Source organism: Clostridium sp. YIM B02569 (genome assembly GCF_022320765.1).
In the GTDB taxonomy this organism is placed as follows: domain Bacteria; phylum Bacillota; class Clostridia; order Clostridiales; family Clostridiaceae; genus Clostridium; species Clostridium beijerinckii.
On sequence record NZ_JAKJJX010000003.1, the window covers coordinates 114,508 to 134,850 of the forward strand.

The following is a 20,343-nucleotide window of genomic DNA, read 5'->3' on the forward strand; positions in this document are numbered from 1 at the left end:
TCACTTTTAAGTAAACATAGATTTTTTTATATTCTCAATTTCTCGATCACCAGGTATTATTTGTTCATATTCATTTATAATTCCTTTAGCTTGATCAAGTTTATTTTCTAGTACAAGAATTTTTATAGTTTCAATAACTTGTTTTTTATATGCTTCCATTTCATTATTGACTCCATCTTGTTTAAGCTCCTCTAATAAAGCCTTAATTCCACTATGCATATATGGATATATATTTAATGCCTTTTTTAAATATTTTAGATATTGTTCTTCATCGGAGGTTTTTATCAAATTAGCTTTCCTCATGTATGCAAAAAATGTCAATTCTTCATCTTTTAAGAAATATATTTTTTCATTTTCTAGCAATTCAACTTTATAGATGATTTCTATATAACTAATTCCATATTTAATATATATATTAAATATTTCTTTGTATTTTCTATCTTCAGGTTCAGTAACTGCAACTAAATATTTTGCAATGACCCTTTTTATATTTATAACGTTTAAATCTTCTTCCAAGGCAAAATATAATATATTTAAAAGCAATTCATTAAAATCATAATATTTTTCATCTAAGTATTTAAAGAACTCAATTATTTTATTTTCTTTTACGTGTTTTATACAATTTATAAATGTTTCAAAAGAATAGCACATATAATAATATAAAATATCTCCATAAAAATAATATAATTCATTAAAATCTGCTTCTTCTATATGCTTTATAATTTCAATATCTTCATATATTGACTTACTATCATTCTTAATCGCCAGCCTAAAATTTAGCAAATCTGTATATAAATCTTCTTCTTCTAAAATACCTTTTATTTTAGAAATATTAATTTCATTGCTATTTTCATATTTTTCTAAATATAAAATAAAAGTACCTCTTATTTCATATTTCATTACTATATTTTCATAAAAACTTTTTAATCCATCATAATCATTTTTATTCATATATAAATTTATATTTTCCTCTACTGATTCCTCACTCGTTAGTATAAATATATTTTCAATTTTACTATAACATTCTAATGCCTTATCAAACTTCTCTATTTTACAATACAATACAAACAAATCAAAAAATACATAATCTCTTTTACCATGATAATAGGCTTGATTACTGATATTATCCTTGTTTTCATAGTTGTTCAAAATTACCAAGTACTGTTCATATGCTTCAATCGCTTCCTTACTTTTACCTAATATCAATCTACTTTTACCTAATAAATAATAAATATCTATATGATAAATTTGTGCCTCTATAGCCTTAGCACATACATATTCTACTTTTCTCAAATCATCTAATTTTAAATAGCATAACGCTAATTGAGTATATACATATAGGTATTCCTTTAAATCATTTTTAGCTATTTTCTTTTCTACAAATTGGAAAGCCTTAAGTATAGAATTAAGTGCTTCCTGTTTATCTTCATGCATACTGTAACTTACAGATAATTGATATAAGTAATATATATTATCTGGATTCTTTTCTAATTCATTCTTTAAAATTGCAGACGTTCTTTTAAATTTATTTTCAGTAAAATTCACATCCTCAAATATATATCCGTAATGCTCTATCGCTCCATTGAGATATGCACAAGGTTTCTTTAATTTAGGTATATTATGAACAGCACCTTCATATTTAAATTCGCCATTATTTCTAAATATTCTTGGGGAAGAAAGAATAGAATACGATGTATTATCATTCGAATCTGTTAAATTTTTTATATTTATAAATACAGTATTATATTTTTCAGCATATTTATTATATAAAAACTTAATAATATCATCATATTCTATAAGCATTTCATCAGCATCAATTATAAATATCCATTCTCCCGTTGCATAACTTATGGTTATATTTCTCATCTCCGAAAAATTATTATTCCATTTATGAAAATAAACTCTATCTGTATATTTTTTGGCTATATCTAAAGTACGGTCTTCTGAACCAGTATCTACAATAATTAATTCCGAATCAATATTCTTCATAAATCCCTTTAAATGTGTTAAACATTTATCTAGAAACTTTTCTTCATTTTTAACCATCATGCATATGCTCAACTTCATACTTATTCTCTCCTAATCTAAAACTTCAAACTAAATTATATGTTTTTTATTCAAAAATAATATATTATTTCTCAATAAAAAATATATAAAAAGAGTAGAGTTTCCCCTACTCTTATAATTTCACAACTATCTTAATAATTGAAGAACTTGTTGTGGTTGTTGATTAGCTTGAGCAAGCATAGCTTGAGCAGCTTGAGAAAGAATATTGTTCTTTGAGTATGTTGACATTTCTTTAGCCATATCAACGTCTCTAATTCTTGATTCTGCTGAAGTTAAGTTTTCAGAAGAAGTTCCAAGATTATTTATTGTGTGTTCTAATCTGTTTTGTATTGCTCCTAAATTACCTCTTTGAGCTGATACTTTAGCTATAGCCTTATCAAGAACTGAAAGTGCACTAGTAGCATCTGCCTTATCCATAACATTTAATGCAGCTTCTTGCTTAACATCTGTTGTCCCATTAGTTACAACATTAGTACTAGTAAATCCATCTTGACCAGCATTACCAGTAATTCCAATAGCAGCAGATCTCATATCTTCAATATGAACTGCTATTGATTGACCTTTATTAGCACCCACTTGTAACACTGTATTAAATCCAGTTCCTTGAGCCCCTGCTCCAACAACTTGTTGTACATTGCTAGCCCCTATAGTATCTGCACCAAAAGCAGTTGCTAAAGGAGTACCAGTACCATCAGTAACATCTAAATCTAATCCTGATTCTGATATAAATTGAAGTTTATTATCTTTTCCAAGTGAAGCAGTAACCGAACCACCTAAACCTGCATCTTGCAATGAAGCATTTATATCTTTTATTAAATCTTGACGTGCTGCACTAGCTACATTTTCATCTGTATTACCAACATCATAAACTTTATTACTAACACCTGGATTTAGTGTTACAGTAACATCACTATCAGTACCAACTTTAATTTTAAATGTTGAATTTGCATTTATAGTTATACCAGCAGCAGCTGTAAGTGCTACAGTTCCTTGAAGCCCTGATCTTTCAATAGTAGTTGGGTCTCCTTTTTTATCTATACCATTGAATGCACCTGCACCCACACCTTTAAGAGTACTTGCAGTTCCTGATGATTTATCTGTAAATACTATTGAAGTACCTGCTGCGTTCATTCCTATATCAACTAAGTCTGATAATTTTTTACCACCAGCAGTAACTGCTCCTAATTTATCTATATCTGCTTTTCCAGCAACTGTAACACCAGTAAAGTTAAAAGTTACTCCATCTACTGTTAATTTAGATGTTCCAGTCATAGCACCCATATTAGATGATACTGCAAATTTAGCACTTGTAGATTTAGTAATTTTAGCTCCATCTTGAGAATCCATACCACCATTTAATACTTTTTGAGTATTGAATTCAGTAGTATTACCGATTCTGTTTACTTCTGAAGTTAATTGGTTAACTTCATCCTGAATTGATGATCTATCAGCATCAGTGTTAGTTCCATTAGCTGCTTGGTCTGCTAATTCTCTCATTCTTTGAAGAATTGAGTGAGTTTCATTTAACGCACCTTCAGCTGTTTGTATCATTGAGATACCATCTTGTGCATTTGCAGAAGCTTGGTCTAAACCTCTGATTTGGCTTCTCATTTTTTCTGATATTGCAAGACCTGCAGCGTCATCTCCAGCTCTGTTAATTCTTAAACCTGAAGAAAGTTTTTCCATAGATTTACTTGCTGCACCTGAATTGATGTTCATGTTTCTGTTGGCATTTGCTGCCATCATATTGTGATTGATTACCATAATATATTCCTCCTTGATTTTTAAATATTGGACTTCCCTGTCCATTTTTTTATTTATATCAACTCTTAAGAGTTAATAGCTTGCAAGCTTTATATTTATATGTTCGGCTTTAATATATATTACTTTAGCCTTTATTTAAGTTTTTTCAACTTTTTTATTATTCTTTTGACTCCTGTAAGTAATATTATTTAAATCCTATATTTTTATATTCGTCATTTTAATTCAAGACTTTATAATATTTTAAATATTATTTTTAAATTGTTTTATTAAACACTCTAGCTCTATATTCAATCTTGTTATAATTTGCATTAGCTTGTCTGGTCTTCTTTAGACTTTCTATTTTCTTCTTTACTTCAACCTTTTCCTTTTTAATTAAAAACTCTAACTCTTCTTCCAATTCTAATAAATTTAATGAATTGCCTATTCTTTTAATATCTTCTTTATCAAAATCAAGTTCATTAATTGCTTTTAATATTTCTTCTCTTTTATTAACTAAAACATCTAAACTTCCATCTTCCCTAATTTTATCCATCATTTCTAAAGTTAAAATTTTATATTCTTCTAAATACTCATATAAATTCATGATTTATATCCTCTTTATTCTTATTTAATTAAGATTCAACTTATCTATAACTTAGCCTTGACCAAGCATACTAGCTAATGATGATTTTTGTGCATTCAACTGTTCCATTGCTGTTTCTAGTGCCGAATATTTATTATATAATGCATTTTCCTTATCTGTAAATTGGCTATTTAACTGGGTTATTAATTTCTTTTTATCATTTATATTTTTAGTTATAGTATTATCAAATTCAGTACTACCTCCAGCTAGTCCAGCTTTTTTAGATAATGAAGAGCTACTTGCTTTAAATTCACTATATAAAGATGACTTAAGCTGAGTTAATGCTCCACCTTTATCTGTACCTGATGCTAATCGCGTGAATAAGTCTTTTACATCTCCACCATTTTCTTCTAATGCTGTTGTCAATTTATCTTCATCTATGGTAAGCATCCCATTTTTATCAGTGTAATCTTTAACTGGTGCTATTCCTATCTTTTCTAAACTTAAACCGCTGCCAGATATTACAGTTGACATTGCACTTTTCATTTCACTTGCTATTCTTTCAAGATCGTTGTCTTTTCTAAGCAATCCTGTTTGCGCCTTTTTTTCCCAAGCTGTAATTTGATCATCAGTCATAGCCTTTTTTTGTTCATCTGTTAAAGGCATATAATTTTTATCCCTTGTTTCATAAATCTTTGTGTTAATCTCTGACAATAATTTATTATAGTCATTAACAAAACTTACAATTTTGTCTTTTAACGCACTAGCATCTGTTGCTCCAGTTAGTGTTGTCGGAGTGCCATATGACACTGCAGTAGTTACTGTGCTTATTCCTGCCTTTGTTGTATTTATTGTTCCATCTGGTGATATTACAGTTGTTGTGGTTCCATCAGATGTTGTTTTTGTTCCGTCTGTTGATGTTACTGTTGTTGTGGTTCCATCAGATGTTGTCTTTGTTCCATCTGTTGCTATTACTGTCGTTACTCCTCCTTTTGTTGTTGTCTTTGTTCCATCTGCTTTTGTTATTGTTTCTGTTCCATCTGTCGCTGTAGTTGTTATTGTATTAGTATTTGTGTCTTTTACACTTTTAGTCCCATCTGTATTTGTTGTCGTAATTGTATTCGCATTTGGATCTATTACGGTTTTTGTTCCATCCGCAGCTGTTGTTGTTATTATCCCAGTATTTGTATCTGTTACAGTTTTAGTACCATCTGCTGTTGTCGTTGTTTTTATTCCACTAACATCAGTCTGTGTTGTTCCATTATCAGGTAGAGCAGTGAGTGATTTTAAGTCTGTCAATTGTGCCAAGTCTGTTAATTGAGTTAAATTTGTCAATGGATTCCCATTAGACGTGGATACTGTTTTAGTTGTTTTTCCATCAGTTCCAACAGTTAATTGTGTTGTAGTCGAATTTGTTAGTGCTCCGTTAGTCAAATTCTCTACTGTTATTGTTGAACCATTAGTTCCTTGTTTTTCTGTTGTTGCTGTTGTTGTTGTCTTAGTTCCATCATAAACATCTTGTTTAACTGTAGTTGTATCGACACTTTTTAATGTCGTAGTTGTTGTTGTTGTTCCATTCGCTGTTTCTATTTTTTTAGTTATGGGTACTGTTCCATCATAATTAGTCCTTGTTGTTGTTGTTGTTCCACCTACTTTTACTGTTGATAAAGTATACCCCGTCTTATTTGTTGTATCTAAATTACTTGTATCAGTTGTAGTAATTACTCCATTTGCATCTGTTACCGTTGTAACTTTTCCTTGAGTCGTTGTAACTTTAGTTGATTTATCTGTTGCTGTTACTGTTGTTGTTGTTTTCCCTCCAGATGTTGTCACTGTTGTTATAGTTCCATCAGCTGCTGTTGTTTTTGTTGTTGTTCCATCCGATTCTGCCAATGGTGTCAATTCTGTTAATGGCGAAAATGTTGGATCAGCTGCCAATTGTGCTACTGCTGATACTGTTCCTGATGGTGCTGAAGATGTAGACGTACTAACTCCTTTAAAATCAAACACTACATTATCAACAGTTATACTGTTGCTTGTTTTTTTATCAACACTACTTATAGTATATACTTCACCTTTACTATTTTTTACAGTAGCTTCAAGATATTTATCTTCGGATTTAGCATGACCACCAATGGTAAATCCACCTCCACCAAATGAACTTGCTGTAAATGTTACATTTCCACTGAATTGACTATATTTTGCTGTCACAACCTTATTGTTTAAATCTGACAATTGTTGTTTTTCTGCATCACTTGGATTCACTATACTATTTAAGCGAGCTTTTTCATCTGCTATTGCTTTATTGTAATTCGCAACTGTTACACTTCCGTCAGAAGTTGCATTAAAAGTTATCGTTGATGTACCAATTTTTATTGATTTTACCCCTGTTTCACTACTAAGTAACGTGTCTGATGCAGTAGATGCTAATTGAGTTACATTTACTGAGTAATTATCAAGAGTTGCTCCTGCTAAACCCCTTGCACTTACTTTTGAACCATCAGTAGATGTAAAGGTTTGAGTCTGATAACTACTTGATGACATTAAGTTTCCTGTTTTTAATACGTCAAAATATTTATCATAGAAATCTGATGCATCACTCATTATTTGTTTATATTGTTGTTGTTGATATTCTAAAACTTTTTCATTTTGAGTTTCTTTATCTATTTGACTTTGATAAGATTGCATTGCTGATTTAACCAATGCATCTACATCTAACCCAGAATTCGTTCCTGTTACTCTTTGTATTGTTGACATTTTATCCCACTCCTTTTTAAAGATAGTTAAACTTTAAAATAGTCTCAAAGAAAATTCATTATAGGATTAATTAAAATCATATTTTTTTTAGAAATACTAAAAGTTTTAAACTTTCACCATTTAACACAATTCCGTATTGTTATTTCTTAGCTCTCTTGTATGCCTCATGCCATGTTTCACTTACATCTTCAACAAGAGGTAAAATTTCATCTATTATCTCTACATTTTTAGTCATATTCGCCTCAGCTAACTTTTCTTTGATGAACGCATATACATTAAATAATTGAACTGCCCAATCTCCTTGGCTTGTGTCTAAACTTATCATAAGCTCTGAAAATATGTCTTGAGTTCTTATTAATGCATCATGTGCTTTTTTAACATCTTTATCTATTATAGCTTGTCTACCCATTTTACAGAACCTAACAGCACCTTCAACTAACATTAAAAGTAATTGCTCTTTCGATGCATAATTTACAGTATTATTTTTATATACATTATATCCATTAGAATACATTATGACTCCTCCTATTTTGTTGTATCTAAAAGTCTTCCCTTTGAATTTTCTTCATTAATCTTTTCTACTTTTTCTACTTTTATGTTTATATTTTTATTACTAAGTTTCACACCATCAATTGTAATATATCTTTTTTCATGTTCATTCTTATCAAAATCTTTTGTGTTTACATCTTCATTCTTTTCATCTTTTACATCTTTTTTTATAGTTATGTTTTTACCCGAATGAACTTTTTCTTCTTTTATTTCTTCTTGCATCTTTTTTCTAATATCTGTGTCAATCTTATTTAGTTTAAACTCCAATTAAAATAGCCTCCTTAGACTTTATTTTAAATCAAGCCTTTCTATCTAACAGACCAACTTGTTTAATCATGCTGGCAACCATATCTAAAATCTTTTTTGGTGGAATCTCTAATATAACTTCTTTTGTATCCTCATCTACTATTTTTATCATCGTTGTTTTCATTTCTTTATGATAAGAATATTCTGCATGTGTATGTTCGCCTTTTAAAAAGTTATTAATTTTTTTTATTGCATCATCCAAATCTTTCTTACTATACTCCTGACTGTTTGCAGCATTTTCTCCTGATGACTTAGTTTCAATTTGTTGAACTTGTGGAACTGCCACTTCTGTATTAGCTTCTGCATAATCTGATAAATTTGATTTATACGCATTTATATTAATTGAGTTTTGTCCTAAGTTATTAACATCCATGTTTATTATACCTCCTTGTTTTTACCCTTAATATTCCATTCCTATCTCTTCTTTATATTCTTTAACATACTGAGGTCAATTTTGGTCGCCTCTTTATTTTCCTTTTCCACTTCTTCATATAATTCTTTTCTAAGTATTGATACATCTTTTGGAGCCTTTATTCCAATTTTTACACTTCCATCATCTATTCTACTTATAATAACTTCTATATCATCTCCAATCATAAGAGATTCACCTTTTTTTCTAGTTATAATTAGCATTTCCTACCTCCTCATATTAAGGGACTTTTTACTTTATATTTAGAATTATCTAATATTATTTGTTCCCCAAGATTATTAGAAGTATTTATAACTATAGGTCCTTGCAAATTAGTAGTTATTTTTTTTACATCTGAATTCAATGTTACTGTAGTAATTATATTTACTTGTTTTGGAGAATCAATTTTAAGATTTTTAATTATTTCTTCACTTAATTTAATTTCATAATCATTATAAAATTCGTATGGTGAAGTTACAATTAATGAAATTTCATCATTCTCTAAAGATTGTAGAAGTTTAAATGGCTCATATTCTTGTAAATCTAAGAGAATAAAATTCCTCAAATCATTAAACCCTGGAATTCCTTTATTAAAGGTAATTATATTATTTTCTTCATATTCCATTTCACCATGAACTTTTGAAAGAAATCTCATATTTTATCTTCTCCTAACTATAAATAATTTAATATGCTCATCGGCAAGATTTTCGCGCTAGTTTGAAGTGAAGCTGTATATACTGTTTGCATAATTGAATATTCCATAGTCTTTTCTGCAAAATCTATATCTTCTGTTTTAGATAATATATCTGTCATATTATAATTTTGGCTTTCATTATTTGTTTGTGCTGAATCCATTCTGTTTTGCATAGACCCAACTTCTGATCTTTGTTGTAATAAATTAGCTGTTACAGATTGTATATCTTTTAAGTCAACTGTTGTTAAATCACTTATATTTCCGCTTGGCCCCAGATCATTTATTATTTTATTTAAAAGATCTGAAATATTTATAGATTTTCCATCTTTATCTGTAAATTCTAAAACATCAACTGCCGTTTTATTATAATCACTTTTAACTCCGCTTGAAATATCAACTTGCAAGTCTGAATTTATTTGATCTAACGAACTATATGAAGAAAGTGCCTTCATAGCATCATCCGAACTGAATGTTGGAGTTAACGCATCATTAAATAGCGACTCTATAGTTGCAGGAGGGGTTCCAGTACCCAAAGTCGTAAGATCAATTGTAGGTGATGGTGTCACTGGTGTTGCCGGATTAGTGGAATGATCATTTACTGTTATTATCACATTAGTTCCGTTTTTTTCAATTCCATCAATCTTCGTTGTAGGTGTGACACTGCTTTCGATCGGATTAACAGATAAATCTATGTTCATCCCTGTAGCAGTTCTAGATATTCCATTTCCAGCCTTATCAGCATATTTCAAAACTCCATTTACAACAGTAGTTGGTTTTGAAGTAATTTTAGTTCCTCCAAATATATACGAACCATCGAAGCTGGTATTTAAAACTTGTGATAATTCATTAACTTTTTCTTTAACTTCATCTTGAATTGCTGTTCTTTCATCTTCTTTATAAGTACCATTTCCAGCACTTACAAGTAATGTCTCTATTCTTCCAAAGATATTTCCCATCTGAGATAATGCTGTATCCGTTGTATCAAGCCAATTCGATGTATCCTTAATATTCTCATCATATTGCTTATTATACGATATTTCTCCATTTAACTGCATACTTCTTGATGCTACATAAGGATTATCTGATGCTTTGCTTATTTCCTTTCCTGAAGACAATTGATTTTGTAATGTCTGCATATTATTCATATTTCTTTTCACATTTCTTAAATAATTGCTACTTAACATGCTATTTGTTATTCTAAATGACATCTAATCACCTCCTATTTTTTTAATCCATTTATAACTACATCTAATAGTTCATCTATTGTTGATATCATCTTCGCATTTGCTTGATAAGCATGTTGAAATTGTATTAAATTTGTCATTTCTTCATCCAACGATACTCCTGAAACTGATGCTTTTTGATTTTCCAAATCTGACAGTACCGCCTCCTGATTGTCAACCTGCCTACCAGCCTCTTGTGTAGTTGTCGCAATATTATTTATTATAGTTTTATAATAACTATCCACTGTTGATCCATTTGTTCCAGCATTTAAATTTAAGCAAGTACTATCCGAAAATCCTGTTCCAGATGCATCATCTATCCCTATCTCCTCCAGAAATTCTTTTCTAGTCATTTTAGTTAAATCTTCTGTAGATTTAACGTTACTTAAGTTCATCTTCATTGAGTTAAGATTAGCTATTGCACTTGCTCTCTTTCCATCGCCTTCACCACTGACTGAAGTTGTATTACAGTTTAACAAAGTTGGATCTTTTACTAAATCGTCATTTACTTTTATTGTTGCTGCTGTGATCCCAGTATCTGTTTTACTGCTAGCTCCATTGGTAATAAATATTAAATTATTGTTCAATCCTTGAGACGAAGCACTAGAGTCTAAACTTCCAGTTTGAATTGCATTAACTGAATAAGCTAAACCTGCAGCAAGTCTATCTAAACTATCCATGTATCCTTTTATAGTTTGCTGAACTGATTGGTTTGCAGCTATTTCTCCTCTTACATGGTTATTATCTACATTATTTACTCCACTTTCACTGTCATATTTATAAGTTTGAAACATGCCACCTTTTAACTCCGTATCCGTTACTGGTGGTATTGATTTTACTAATGTTGTATATACAACTGACCCATCTGTATTTGTTAATGCTGTTACCTTCGTTATTGTCGTTACTCCAGATACAGTTGAAGTTGTTGTTCCAACTGTAGGTTTAGGTGTAGTTGTATCACCCGCATTTATCTTTAATTCAGTTTTACTTAATCCTTCTGCATTCCCGTCTTTATCTGCAATTAAAATTCTATTTTGCATTAAATTATCCGCTAAATCTTTGGCCTTAGCCGGATCCGTTGTAACCTTAAATGACTTAGTTGGTAAATTTTCATTTCCTAAAGGATAATATTCTACCGTAACCTCTCCGGTAAAATTTCCAGATGCATCTGTAGTCGCTACCGCACTTTTAACATATGAAAGCCTAGAATAATCTGTATCATTTGGATCTGAATTAACTAAAGATGCATCCGGATACTCTGTTGATGAAAGATTTATAGTATCAAGGTTATCTCTATCGACTTTTATTCCAAATTTATAACTTAATTGATCTAAAAGATTATCTCTTTTATCCATTAAATCATTTGGTGTTTGTCCGACTGCTGAAATACCTCTTATCTGCTTATTCAATTCATTTATTTGATCGAGATAGCTATTTACGTCAGTAACATTAGTTTGAAGAAGTGATTGACTATCATCTTGAGTCTTTTTTAATTGATTATAAGTATAATTTAACGCATCTGCAAGTGCAGAAGCATCTTTAATGGCTACTGTTTTAACGTCTGATTTACCCGGACTTTTAGATACTTCTTGAAATGCATTAAAAAATTGATTTGTTAGTTCTTGAATTCCTGTATCTGATGGTTCTCCAAAAATATCTTCTGCCTTTGATAAGGTATTACTTGCTTGTGTGTAATATCCAGATGTTCCCGATTCACTTCTTACCTGATAATCTATAAAATAATCTCTAATTCTTTGTATTGATGTTATTTCAGCACCAGTTCCAACTTGTCCAGCTCCAGTTGTATCAAATCTTGACATCCCTCCAAATGGTCTTGTAGTTTCTGCAACGGCTCTTTGCCTTGAAAATCCAACTGTATTTGCATTAGCTATATTGTGAGATGTTGTATTTATCGCACCTTGTTGCACATTTAGCCCTCTTTTAGCAATGGTAAACGTATCAAATAATCCTGCCATATGTTTTTTTCCTACCTTTCAATAATCCCAACTTCCATGTAGTATATTATAACTTCCTTATTATTTTTCAATCATAAATTTATTAATATAGAAATAATCTATTTTAAAATTTGTAATTGTTGAATTGACAACATTTATTAAAATATACAAAAGTTCATATAAAGATTTATCTAGATAAATTTCCATATGAATTATATGTCTTTATTTCCCTTCTTGGATTTATTATTTCTAGCATTTTGTTATTAAATATTATTTGTTGTTTTAATAATATATCATTTGTTTCTTTTTGAGAAACAACTGAATTCAATGTTCTTTTTATATTATTATAGTTTTCTCTTAATTCCTCATTATTTGAATTATTCACAACTTCTGTTATCCCATTATCTCCAAGTATATTTCTTCTCTCTATCTCTTGTTTTGCAATTTTCTTACCAGATTCATTAATCTTATCAACTAATCCCTCTAAACCAAATACATCTTTACTCATTATCATTTTATATTGAGTTTCTAACAATTCTAAAAGTCTTTGTAACTCTTCCTCTTGGCTTTGTATTAATTTAATAAGTTCATTTATCATACTTATGCCTTACTCTCCTTCATTGCATCTAACATACTTTTTGCAGTTAATCTTGCATCAACGCTGTATGTTCCACTATCTATTTTATTTTTAATATCTGCTATTTTTTTTGCATTTTGTATATTATTATCTAATGAGTAACCTTTAAGACTTTTTCCAAGTTCTGAAATCTCAATTCTATCCACATCATTAGTTTTCTTTGTCTTTTCGACAGCTTTACTGCTATTTGAGTTATATGCATTTATATATGTCGATCTACTTACTCTATCAATACTCATAATACATTTCTCCATTTCTTAGGCTCCTGAAAGAAAATAACTATTGTTATTTCTTTAATTGCGCCTTACTACTTCATTAATATACTTATCGTACTTTTCTTTTATAAGTTTATAGAAAAGTCAATAAAAAATATTTTATGCAACTATTTTAAGAAAATATTCATAATATATGTTCTCATTAATCAAAAGACCACTCTGCTATCTTAGTTTCTCTTTCCCCCAAGGTAATTTCACCTTCACTAATCCAGCACAAAAGATCATCCTTATTACTTTTATTCGCAGTATCATCGGAAATATCTCCATCATAAACTTTTATATCGCTCTCATTTTTCTTTTTACTTCCCCTTCTCTTCTTCTTGCTTGAATTTTTCTTAACCTCTAAAATTACAGGAGAATTATTATGTTGATTACTCTCCTCCTTCTTTGCTTCAACCACATTACTATTATCATCACGTTCATTTTTACTATTTGATTTTGAATTACCCACTTCTAAAAGTGCTATTCCATTATCTTTATTTTCTTTAGTATCGACTTCTCCTTTTCCTTTTATAGGAATTACATTTCTCGAAATTGCTTCTATACTATCATTTTTACTCATATCAGCCTTTTGGGGGACTTTTACCACATTATCTTTTTTCACAATTTCATTTTTTTCTTTGACTTTGATATTTTGATGCTTTACGAAATTTTTCACCTTGTATATATTATTATCTACGATTTCAATCATTTCCAAATTCATTAAAACCTCTAATGCAGCTTTTACTTCACTTATATCTCTATTAAATTCTATTGATAAAGTCTCTACTGTGTATGGAATATTTCTTGACATATATAATTCTCCCTCTTGATTTACCTTTCCGGCTAAAACAATCATCCTGTTCCAAACATAGTGAATAAGATCTCTATTAGGCATCTTATCTATTATTTTAAATTTTGTGTCCTCATACATGTCAACTCTAAATTTAACGTATTTTCTTTCTCTCATATCTACCGCTTCCCTTCATAATTTATATACCATAACAAGTTAATTAACAAAAATGTTCCTGTATGCAGCATAGCTGCTTCTTTTCATAGGTGCGTATTTATCCTTCTAATTAATATATATGCAAAAAAAGAAATATATAAAGGGTTCTAACAAAATTTTTCCTAAAAAAATAAAAACTCCCTCTCGGGAGTTTTTATTTTAATCTCTTTATTCTTTCAACACTACTTACTATATTAGTTATTCTTATTCCAAAGTTTTCATCAACTACAACAACTTCACCTAAAGCTATTTGTTTTCCATTAACTAATATTTCAACTGGTTCTTCTGCAAGTTTATCTAACTCTATTAAGGAACCTGTTCCTAAATTTAAAATATCCTGTATACTTTTCTTTGTTCTTCCTAGAACTACGGATATATCTAAAGGAACATCTAATATTAAGTCAATATTCTTTATTGGCGGAACGCTATTTTGCGGTACTAATGGTTCAAATGTTGCTGCATGAACTTCTACCGGCTGCTGCATTCTTGGCTGCTCATATTGTGGTTGTTGATATTGCTGCTGATATTGAGGTTCTGGTTGATATTGTTGTTGTGGCTGCTGTTGAACAGTTGCTGGCTGTTCATATATTTCCTTATTTACAATTGTATCTTTTTTATTATCTTTTGCCGGTTCTGATGCCGCCACTTCTTTTTCCTTATCTTCTCCAGTCATTATTGCAACAATATTTTTAGCCGTCTCTATTGGAAATATTTGCATTATATTACTATCTACAATATCTCCAATAGTCATTCTAAATGATACTCTAACTATTGGTTGATCTTCTGGTATTGCATCAGAAATCGGTATAGATCCATCAACTACAATTTTAGCACTTGGTGGTGATATATCTACTTTTCTTCCAAACATAGTAGCCATTGATGTAGCTGCAGAACCTATCATTTGGTTCATAGCTTCTGAAACAGCACTGATCTCTATTTCAGATAAATCATGAGCTTCAGTTATATTTCCATCTCCACCCATCATAAGGTTAGATATAACTAAACCATCTAATGTTTTTATAATTAAAATGTTTCTTCCTATTATCCCTGCAATATATTCAATATCTAGAACAATATTCGGTGTTTCAAAGCCTTCTTTTATTTCCTTTAACGTAGTCACACTAACTACTGGAGTAGTTATGTTAACTTGTTGATTTATAAGCTGATACAAGGCAGTTGAAGCCGATCCCATGGAAATATTTCCGATCTCTCCAAGCAGATCCTTATCAATATCAGTTATAGCTTCGGTATCTATTTTATTATCGCCAGCTGACGTATCTGCACTTTCAGCTCCAGTAGAAGCTAAATCTTCACCTGCTAATAACGCATTTATTTCTTCTTGTGATAAAAAGTTATTGCCCATACCCATTCACTTCCTTATCCGTTATATCTAAAATCATAACACCTGCATTTTTTCCTACTACACCCGGCTTAGCATAATAACATTCTTCATTACCTACATATACTTTTATTGGTGATGAACTCTTATTATCAAGTTTAATTACATCACCCACTGTTAGCTTCAAGAAATCATCTACTGTTATATTAGCAGTTCCAAGTTCCGCCACAATTTCAACATCAACTTTATTGATTCCTTTTTCTATTTTTTCTCTCGACTCAGCAATGGAAGCTTCATTATCATTCTTAAATGCATATTGTACTACTAATTTATCTAATATTTTCTCTACACTTAAATAAGGAAGACACATATTAATAAATGTGCTTCTCTTATTCATTTCTACTGAAAATGTTATTAATGCTACAGGATCATTAGGTGCTAGTGTTTGATTAATTGCCGGATTAGTTTCAATTGCTTCTACTTCTGGCTCAACTTCTAATACCGAATCCCATGCTAACTTTAAATTACTTATCATTCCGGTAGTCACTTGTCGCATTATATTCTTGTCTATGTCTGTAAATTCTTTTGTTTCAGCTTTCCTATTTCCTTTTCCCCCAAGTAAAACATCTATTACTTGAAGAGAAAATTGAGGATTAGTTTCGAATATTATTGTCCCTGATAATGGAGCCATTTTAAATATTGTAATAATAGTAGGGTTTTGCACAGAGTGAATAAATTCCTCATATGTTATCTGCTCTACAGATTCTATCTTAACCTTAACATTTTGCCTAGTCTGACCTGTTAGGTAGTTGGAAATAATTCTCGCATAATTGTCATGAATCAATTCAAGTGTCCTTATATGCTCTTTTGAAAATTTTTGAGGACTCCTAAAATCATAAAGCTTGACTTTATGTTTTTCTTCATCTTTACCAACATCTTCTGACTCTATTTCACCTGTAGATAAGGCAGACAATAAGGCATCTATTTCACTTTGCGATAAGACATCTGCCATATTTTTCCCTCATTTCAATAAACTAATTTAATAATTTGTCAATATCTATTATTGTAAGAAGTTTTTCATCATAATTTAATATACCTTTAATATAAGGCTGTGCTTTACCTGCATCCTTTTCTATTTTTTGTATATTTTTCTCATCTATATCTAAAACTTCTTCAACCTCATCCACTGATATTCCGATTTCTTCATCTTCTACTGTTAAAATAATTATATTATTTTGTTCTTTCCCAGGAGTTACATCAAGTAACAAATTTATGTCAACAAGAGATTTAATGCTCCCACGTAAATTTATCAATCCTTTAATATAACTCGGAGCCTTAGGAACTTTTGTAATCCCCATAGTATCATTGATACTTTGGACTCTATCTGTTTCTACTGCAAAATGTTCTTCTCCTAGTTTGAATACTACTATTTGCATTCATACTCCTCCTCTACAATAATATACAATCAACCATTAATAATTGACACTTAAATTAAAATTTCTGTAAAATCTGCAAAGATTTATTTATAGCCTGTTATAATTCATTTCTTGTATTATTGCTTTTATATTAACCTACAACTTTCTTTATAGCTTCTAAAACTCTATCCGCTTGGAATGGTTTTACTATAAAGTCTTTTGCTCCAGCTCTTATTGCATCCATAACCATTGATTGTTGTCCCATTGCTGAACACATGATTACTTTAGCATCTGGATCGAATGCTTTTATTTGTTTAACTGCTTCAATTCCATCCATATCTGGCATAGTTATATCCATTGTTACTACGTCTGGTTTTTCTTTTTTATAAAGGTCTACTGCAACTATTCCGTTATTTGCTTCACCTACTATTTCAAAATCATTCTTTTCTAAGATATCCTTTATCATCATTCTCATAAACGCTGCATCATCCACAATTAAAACTCTAGCCATACAATTTTACCTCCAAAATTTAATTTATTCCTATAGATTTCAATATTTTCTCTAACGAACCCGGCATAGGGATATAATAAAAATGTCCTCCTATATTCTCTTCTGTATCACTGTCTAAGAATACAGTTTCAATATCTAGTATATATTCATCATATTGATTGGACTCAATAAATGTAGTTGTGAGTATTGCACCTAACATATCAAATGAAGTTGCAGGCACTGATGGTGCCATAACAAGATTAGTTAACTGTGCAATAGCATTCATATATGATGCTGATATTATATTTGCTATCTCGCATAATACAGAACTTCCCATTTCACTTTCTGGAGACTGCTTGCTTCCAACTAATTTTTTTATTACATTTTCAGCTGTTTCCTGTTCGAATACTAAAAGCATATTTCCTGAAATATCGCCTAGCACTCTTACAACTGTTCCAGCCACAGCACATTCTCCACTTTCTTGAAATACTTCTTCTAGTTTTACTACATTTACTGCTGGTACTGTCATATCTACTTTTTTTCCCATCATCATAGAAAGAGCAGTTGCTGCATTACCCGCACCTATGTTAGAAACTTCTTTAAGTGCATCTAATTGCAAAGTGCTTAAATTAGAATACTCCACTTATAACCCTCCTTTAAAATTTTTCACCCTAAAGGGCCAATCATCTCACATTTATATATTATTATTGCTTTTATAACATAACAATAATAATATATCTTGTCCACTCCAAACCTTTAGCCTTTTGCTCATTTTTATGGAATTATAAGTCAAACTAATTTTAATTAGATTTAAAAATCTTACTTAAAAATTTCACTTTATAATAATGCCCCTACATCTAATATCAGTGTTACTAAACCATTACCAAGTATAGTTGCACCAATATACTGATCTAAATTCTTTAATGTTTTTCCGAGTGGTTTTATAACTATTTCTTGTTGTCCAAGTAATGAATCGACTAATAAACCTATAGTTTTATCACCTACATTAACTATTATAACAAATTTCTTATCAGTATTACTAGCCTCTATATCTAAAGTTTCATTTAATCTTACTAATGGAATTACATTTTCTCTATAAATAATAACTTCTTTTCCATTACTTTTCTTTATATTTTCCTCTTTATAGTCAATTACTCTATCAATAAATCCTAATGATATTGCTAATGTTTCCTCTCCTACCTTTACAAGTAAAGCTTGTATTATTTGTAATGTAAGCGGAAGCTTAATTACAAAAGTTGAACCTTTGCCTTCTTCACTTAGTAGGTCTACAGTACCACCGAGTGCTGCAATTTTTGTTTTAACAACATCCATTCCAACTCCTCTTCCTGAGATATCTGTTACAACTTCATTAGTACTAAATCCTTGAGCAAAAATCAAGTTCTTAATATCACTATCTGATAATCCTTCTGTGTTTATTCCCTTTTGCTCTGCTTTAGCTTTTACTCTTTCAAGATTTATTCCTGCACCATCATCTGATACCTTTATTAATGCTTTTGTTCCTTCTTGGTATGCAACAAGCTTAACAGTTCCAACTGGAGGCTTACCTTGTGCAATTCTCTTTTCAGCAGATTCTATACCATGATCCGCTGCATTTCTTAATAAATGTATTAATGGTTCACCTATTTCATCAATAACAGTTCTATCAAGTTCAGTATCAGCACCTTCTATAACAAAGTTAATTTCCTTATTTAATTCTACTGATATATCCCTTATCATTCTTGGGAATCTATTGAATACTGTATCTAGTGGAAGCATTCTAATCTTCATAACCAAATCTTGAAGATCAGATGTTGTTCTTCCTACTTGTTCCAATGTTTCATTTAACTCTTGTGATTTATGAACATTTACAATTTGTTCTAATCGAGTTCTATAAATTACAAGCTCAGAAACCATATTCATTAAATTATCTATTCTCTCTAAGTCAACTCTTACTGATTGATGTGCTTTCTTAACTTCTTTCTTTTGAGTAGGCTTTTTAGCAACTGGTTGCTTTGTCTCAACTTTTGCTTCAGCTGGCTTTTCTTCTAGAGCTTTGTCTATAACTGGTAACTGTGGCACTTCTTTTACTTCTGCTTCTTTTGGAGATATATCTGAGCTTTCTAATTCTATTAAAGAAGCTTCAACTTTTGCAACTTCTGAAATTCCATTTACAACAGTTAATATTTCATCTACAGTATTTTTAGTTACTAAGATAAATTTCAATTCAAAATCAAACTCTTCATTTTCAATTTCTTGAGTTGATGGGTCTGATTTTAATATTTCTCCGTGATCTTCAAGATCTTTAACTATTAGAAATGCTCTTGCTGATTTTAATAAAGTGTTTTCACTTAATGTTACTTTTAATTCAATTGAGTTAAATCCTTTTTCTCTAGCTTGTCTAATAACAGACGTGTCATATTGATTTAAATCTAAATCAAATTCATCACCTGATATCATTTTATTTTCATCTTCTGACTTAATTTCACTAGCTTGTGTTTCTTCTTGTACGTCACTCTTGTTTCCATTTTCTTTTATATCAGCTAAAGCTTTCATTATTCCATCTATATCTATTTTTTCCTCAGAACCTTCTTGAACGTTGTCAACCATCTTTTCTAATGTATCAAGACAATCAAACAATACTGTCACTACATCCTGAGTTACTTTTAGTTTTCCTTCTCTGAATTCAGCTAATACATCTTCCATCTTATGGGTAAGTTCTGCTAAATCAGTAAACCCCATAGTCGCTGCCATTCCCTTAATTGTGTGAGCAACTCTAAATATTTCATTAACCTTATCTGTATCATCTGGATTTTGTTCTAAATCTAATAGTGATTCATTCAATGTTTGTAAATTTTCTAATGACTCCTCTAAAAACATTGACATATATTGAGATGTATCCATCCTTACTCCTCC

Annotated in this window: 20 protein-coding genes; all 20 read right to left on the bottom strand. The window is 30.3% G+C overall.

Annotated features, from left to right (window positions below; translation table 11 throughout):
• Positions 1 to 6: 6 nt before the first annotated feature.
• Positions 7 to 2,067 (bottom strand): glycosyltransferase family 2 protein, encoded by a 2,061-nt coding sequence (locus tag L3B96_RS03455; RefSeq protein ID WP_238858852.1) that lies wholly within the window; start codon positions 2,065 to 2,067, stop codon positions 7 to 9.
• Between the two features lie 126 nt (positions 2,068 to 2,193).
• Complete coding sequence (locus tag L3B96_RS03460) at positions 2,194 to 3,831, bottom strand: flagellin (protein ID WP_238858853.1); 1,638 nt, start codon at positions 3,829 to 3,831, stop codon at positions 2,194 to 2,196.
• 253 nt (positions 3,832 to 4,084) lie between these two features.
• Positions 4,085 to 4,414, bottom strand: a complete 330-nt coding sequence (locus L3B96_RS03465; protein WP_238858854.1) for a hypothetical protein — start codon at positions 4,412 to 4,414, stop codon at positions 4,085 to 4,087.
• A 51-nt stretch (positions 4,415 to 4,465) separates the two neighbouring features.
• A complete protein-coding gene (fliD, locus tag L3B96_RS03470) occupies positions 4,466 to 7,150 on the bottom strand; it encodes a flagellar filament capping protein FliD (protein ID WP_238858855.1) in 2,685 nt (894 codons plus the stop codon).
• A 139-nt stretch (positions 7,151 to 7,289) separates the two neighbouring features.
• Complete coding sequence (gene fliS / locus L3B96_RS03475; RefSeq protein WP_039770199.1) at positions 7,290 to 7,664, bottom strand: flagellar export chaperone FliS; 375 nt, start codon at positions 7,662 to 7,664, stop codon at positions 7,290 to 7,292.
• Between the two features lie 11 nt (positions 7,665 to 7,675).
• The gene (locus tag L3B96_RS03480) at positions 7,676 to 7,966 is read right to left on the bottom strand and encodes a hypothetical protein (RefSeq protein ID WP_039770198.1); all 291 of its coding nucleotides are present in this window, start codon (positions 7,964 to 7,966) and stop codon (positions 7,676 to 7,678) included.
• A gap of 31 nt (positions 7,967 to 7,997) precedes the next feature.
• Positions 7,998 to 8,378: a flagellar protein FlaG gene (locus tag L3B96_RS03485; RefSeq protein ID WP_039770197.1), complete on the bottom strand. Its 381-nt coding sequence runs from the start codon at positions 8,376 to 8,378 to the stop codon at positions 7,998 to 8,000.
• A 41-nt stretch (positions 8,379 to 8,419) separates the two neighbouring features.
• Positions 8,420 to 8,638 carry a carbon storage regulator CsrA gene (gene csrA, locus L3B96_RS03490; RefSeq protein ID WP_039770196.1) on the bottom strand — a complete coding sequence of 73 codons (219 nt, stop codon included), beginning with the start codon at positions 8,636 to 8,638 and terminating at the stop codon, positions 8,420 to 8,422.
• Positions 8,639 to 8,649: 11 nt separating this feature from the next.
• Positions 8,650 to 9,069: a flagellar assembly protein FliW gene (gene fliW / locus L3B96_RS03495; RefSeq protein ID WP_039770195.1), complete on the bottom strand. Its 420-nt coding sequence runs from the start codon at positions 9,067 to 9,069 to the stop codon at positions 8,650 to 8,652.
• Between the two features lie 17 nt (positions 9,070 to 9,086).
• Positions 9,087 to 10,316, bottom strand: a complete 1,230-nt coding sequence (gene flgL, locus L3B96_RS03500) for a flagellar hook-associated protein FlgL (protein ID WP_039770194.1) — start codon at positions 10,314 to 10,316, stop codon at positions 9,087 to 9,089.
• Positions 10,317 to 10,327: 11 nt separating this feature from the next.
• Positions 10,328 to 12,307: a flagellar hook-associated protein FlgK gene (gene flgK / locus L3B96_RS03505; protein WP_039770193.1), complete on the bottom strand. Its 1,980-nt coding sequence runs from the start codon at positions 12,305 to 12,307 to the stop codon at positions 10,328 to 10,330.
• Between the two features lie 166 nt (positions 12,308 to 12,473).
• The gene (gene flgN / locus L3B96_RS03510) at positions 12,474 to 12,884 is read right to left on the bottom strand and encodes a flagellar export chaperone FlgN (RefSeq protein WP_238858856.1); all 411 of its coding nucleotides are present in this window, start codon (positions 12,882 to 12,884) and stop codon (positions 12,474 to 12,476) included.
• A gap of 2 nt (positions 12,885 to 12,886) precedes the next feature.
• Positions 12,887 to 13,162 carry a flagellar biosynthesis anti-sigma factor FlgM gene (locus L3B96_RS03515; RefSeq protein WP_238858941.1) on the bottom strand — a complete coding sequence of 92 codons (276 nt, stop codon included), beginning with the start codon at positions 13,160 to 13,162 and terminating at the stop codon, positions 12,887 to 12,889.
• Between the two features lie 178 nt (positions 13,163 to 13,340).
• Complete coding sequence (locus L3B96_RS03520; RefSeq protein WP_238858857.1) at positions 13,341 to 14,147, bottom strand: phage replisome organizer N-terminal domain-containing protein; 807 nt, start codon at positions 14,145 to 14,147, stop codon at positions 13,341 to 13,343.
• A 193-nt stretch (positions 14,148 to 14,340) separates the two neighbouring features.
• A complete protein-coding gene (gene fliY, locus L3B96_RS03525; protein WP_238858858.1) occupies positions 14,341 to 15,555 on the bottom strand; it encodes a flagellar motor switch phosphatase FliY in 1,215 nt (404 codons plus the stop codon).
• On the bottom strand, positions 15,539 to 16,537 hold the full coding sequence (gene fliM, locus L3B96_RS03530) for a flagellar motor switch protein FliM (protein ID WP_236896224.1): 999 nt from the start codon (positions 16,535 to 16,537) through the stop codon (positions 15,539 to 15,541). The genes fliY and fliM overlap by 17 nt, the downstream gene beginning before the upstream one ends.
• Before the next feature lie 22 nt (positions 16,538 to 16,559).
• Entirely contained in the window at positions 16,560 to 16,961 is a 402-nt protein-coding gene (locus L3B96_RS03535; RefSeq protein WP_017211296.1) for a chemotaxis protein CheW, read from the bottom strand.
• Positions 16,962 to 17,091: 130 nt separating this feature from the next.
• Entirely contained in the window at positions 17,092 to 17,451 is a 360-nt protein-coding gene (locus tag L3B96_RS03540; protein WP_017211295.1) for a response regulator, read from the bottom strand.
• Between the two features lie 19 nt (positions 17,452 to 17,470).
• Complete coding sequence (locus L3B96_RS03545) at positions 17,471 to 18,073, bottom strand: chemotaxis protein CheC (protein ID WP_012060463.1); 603 nt, start codon at positions 18,071 to 18,073, stop codon at positions 17,471 to 17,473.
• Positions 18,074 to 18,267: 194 nt separating this feature from the next.
• Entirely contained in the window at positions 18,268 to 20,331 is a 2,064-nt protein-coding gene (locus L3B96_RS03550; RefSeq protein ID WP_238858859.1) for a chemotaxis protein CheA, read from the bottom strand.
• Positions 20,332 to 20,343: the final 12 nt, after the last annotated feature.

Excerpts from the sequence above, each read along its gene's own strand:
- L3B96_RS03455 (WP_238858852.1), bottom strand. The coding sequence starts at position 2,067 with ATGAAGTTGAGCATATGCATGATGGTTAAAAATGAAGAAAAGTTTCTA.
- L3B96_RS03460 (WP_238858853.1), bottom strand. The coding sequence starts at position 3,831 with ATGGTAATCAATCACAATATGATGGCAGCAAATGCCAACAGAAACATG.
- L3B96_RS03465 (WP_238858854.1), bottom strand. The coding sequence starts at position 4,414 with ATGAATTTATATGAGTATTTAGAAGAATATAAAATTTTAACTTTAGAA.
- fliD (WP_238858855.1), bottom strand. The coding sequence starts at position 7,150 with ATGTCAACAATACAAAGAGTAACAGGAACGAATTCTGGGTTAGATGTA.
- fliS (WP_039770199.1), bottom strand. The coding sequence starts at position 7,664 with ATGTATTCTAATGGATATAATGTATATAAAAATAATACTGTAAATTAT.
- L3B96_RS03485 (WP_039770197.1), bottom strand. The coding sequence starts at position 8,378 with ATGGATGTTAATAACTTAGGACAAAACTCAATTAATATAAATGCGTAT.
- csrA (WP_039770196.1), bottom strand. The coding sequence starts at position 8,638 with ATGCTAATTATAACTAGAAAAAAAGGTGAATCTCTTATGATTGGAGAT.
- fliW (WP_039770195.1), bottom strand. The coding sequence starts at position 9,069 with ATGAGATTTCTTTCAAAAGTTCATGGTGAAATGGAATATGAAGAAAAT.
- flgL (WP_039770194.1), bottom strand. The coding sequence starts at position 10,316 with ATGTCATTTAGAATAACAAATAGCATGTTAAGTAGCAATTATTTAAGA.
- flgK (WP_039770193.1), bottom strand. The coding sequence starts at position 12,307 with ATGGCAGGATTATTTGATACGTTTACCATTGCTAAAAGAGGGCTAAAT.
- flgN (WP_238858856.1), bottom strand. The coding sequence starts at position 12,884 with ATGATAAATGAACTTATTAAATTAATACAAAGCCAAGAGGAAGAGTTA.
- L3B96_RS03515 (WP_238858941.1), bottom strand. The coding sequence starts at position 13,162 with ATGAGTATTGATAGAGTAAGTAGATCGACATATATAAATGCATATAAC.
- L3B96_RS03520 (WP_238858857.1), bottom strand. The coding sequence starts at position 14,147 with ATGAGAGAAAGAAAATACGTTAAATTTAGAGTTGACATGTATGAGGAC.
- fliY (WP_238858858.1), bottom strand. The coding sequence starts at position 15,555 with ATGGGTATGGGCAATAACTTTTTATCACAAGAAGAAATAAATGCGTTA.
- fliM (WP_236896224.1), bottom strand. The coding sequence starts at position 16,537 with ATGGCAGATGTCTTATCGCAAAGTGAAATAGATGCCTTATTGTCTGCC.
- L3B96_RS03535 (WP_017211296.1), bottom strand. The coding sequence starts at position 16,961 with ATGCAAATAGTAGTATTCAAACTAGGAGAAGAACATTTTGCAGTAGAA.
- L3B96_RS03540 (WP_017211295.1), bottom strand. The coding sequence starts at position 17,451 with ATGGCTAGAGTTTTAATTGTGGATGATGCAGCGTTTATGAGAATGATG.
- L3B96_RS03550 (WP_238858859.1), bottom strand. The coding sequence starts at position 20,331 with ATGGATACATCTCAATATATGTCAATGTTTTTAGAGGAGTCATTAGAA.